The 1,902-nt window shown below is 74.0% G+C and carries 1 protein-coding gene and 2 pseudogenes; all 3 read left to right on the top strand.

Annotated elements, in window-relative coordinates:
* Positions 1-225: pseudogene (locus B7767_RS46820) on the top strand (hypothetical protein); the annotation flags it as partial.
* Between the two features lie 397 nt (positions 226-622).
* A complete protein-coding gene (locus tag B7767_RS35480; RefSeq protein WP_085575649.1) occupies positions 623-1,297 on the top strand; it encodes an RNA polymerase sigma factor in 675 nt (224 codons plus the stop codon).
* Positions 1,297-1,902, top strand: a pseudogene (locus B7767_RS35475) (hypothetical protein); the annotation flags it as partial. The gene B7767_RS35480 and the pseudogene B7767_RS35475, both read left to right, overlap by 1 nt.

Genomic DNA, 1,902 nt, shown 5'->3' with positions numbered 1-1,902 from the left:
CGGCTGTCGGGGACCGGGACCGGGGCGCCGTCCGTCAACACCGGGGCGCCGGAGAAGAAGGACAACGATTCGGCCGACCGGTCCGGAAACGGCTCCTCGGGCAACGCGAGCGACAACGCCACGCGCGGCGCGGGCAACGGCTCGGGCACCGCGGGCAACGGCTCGGGCGGCAGTGCGGGCAACAGCACGGGGAAGTCCGGGAACTCGGACGCCAAGCGTCCGTAACGCACCTCATGCGACCGCTGTGACCAGGGGAAACGGAGCATCCGCGCGCTTCGGCGCGCTCGCGCCGCTGCCGCCGGGGCGACGGCCGGAGCCGCCACCCCCCACAGGAGAGGCCCCGGCCGTCGCGCGGCACGGGCCGCGCGGCGACCCGTACTTCCTACAGCGCCATGAGTGCGTTTTCTGTCACACCCCCGTGTCACGGGTTAGTTGCATCTTGGACGGACATGGACGGGCAGAGGATTCAGGCCGTAACGTGCCTTTCGCGCCAGGTCGCGACGGACACATGACCACGAACCGCCCGCGGCCGGAAACCGCAACCACTGATTGAGCAACCACGACGGCGAGCAACCCGGTCCGCGAGAGCGGCGCCGGTTCAGGCGCAGAAGGGCGCGCGCGTGTGCTGGGGGACGACGCGGAGCTGACCGCCGCGGTGCGTGCGGCACAGGACGGGGACGAGACCGCGTTCCGGACTGTGTACCGCGTCGTGCACCCGCGGCTGCTGGGATACGTACGGACATTGGTCGGCGAGCCCGACGCCGAGGACGTGACGTCCGAGGCGTGGCTGCAGATCGCCCGTGACCTGGAGCGCTTCACCGGTGACGCGGACCGGTTCCGCGGCTGGGCCGCCCGTATCGCCCGCAACCGCGCGCTGGACCACATACGCATGCGCGGACGCCGCCCCGCGATCGGCGGCGACGAGACCGAGCTCACCGGGCGGGCCGCCGAGTCCGACACCGCCGGCGAGGCCATCGAGGCGCTCGCCACCGACGGCGCGTTCTCCCTCATATCCCGGCTGCCGCAGGACCAGGCCGAGGCCGTCGTGCTGCGCGTGGTCGTGGGCCTCGACGCCAAGTCCGCCGCCGAGACGCTGGGCAAACGACCGGGTGCCGTACGGACGGCCGCGCACCGGGGTCTGAGACGTCTGGCCGAGCTGCTCGGCGGCGATCCGGAGGCCCGACCGGAATCCGCCGGAGTGCTCGACGCCCTTCCTCCCCAGAGAGAACCACGCCGTCGTACGGTGACGTCCGCGAGTGTGACGCAGATGCGAGCGCGGACACAGAAGGACATGTGATGGCCGATGAGCAGCACAGGTGGCTGGACCGCAAGGCCGCGGAGCGCTTACTGAGCGGAGAGCCCCTGAAAACTGCCGATCCCGTCGCCCGGGACCAGGCCGGACGGCTCGCCGGAGCACTGCGCGCGCTCTCCGCACCGCCTCCTTCGGACGGTGGGGAACTCCCCGGCGAGGCGGCCGCCCTGGCCGCCTTCCGCAAGGTGCGCGAGGAACGGGAGGGGCGGTCCGAGGCGGCCCACGGTGAGGGCCGGCCCGCCGGAACGCGCCCCTCCGACATCGGAGCGATCCGTATCGGCGTCCCGCACGGTGATCGTTCCGGAACCGCGGACGGACCCCGGCGGGGGCGTCCCCTGGGCCTCGGGCTGGCCGCCGCGCTGATCGCCGGCATGGCCGGGGGCGTCGCGGTCCTGGCCGGAACCGGAGTCCTCTCCCCGCCCGACGGCTCCCGGTCCGACCCGGCCGCCTCCGTCACGGCCACCGGCACGCACCCCGAACGCCCCCTGGTGTCCCCTCCGCCGGAGGGCGCCGCACCGGGCGGAGTCACGCCCGGGGGCCGGCATCCCGGGGGTGCCGCCGGCCCGGCGGAGGACGGTGCGGGTGCCGCC

It is taken from the genome of Streptomyces sp. 13-12-16 (assembly GCF_002114215.1).
In the GTDB taxonomy this organism is placed as follows: domain Bacteria; phylum Actinomycetota; class Actinomycetes; order Streptomycetales; family Streptomycetaceae; genus Streptomyces.
Note: the sequence above shows the minus strand (reverse complement) of the source record. Positions and strands in the feature narration are given on the sequence as shown.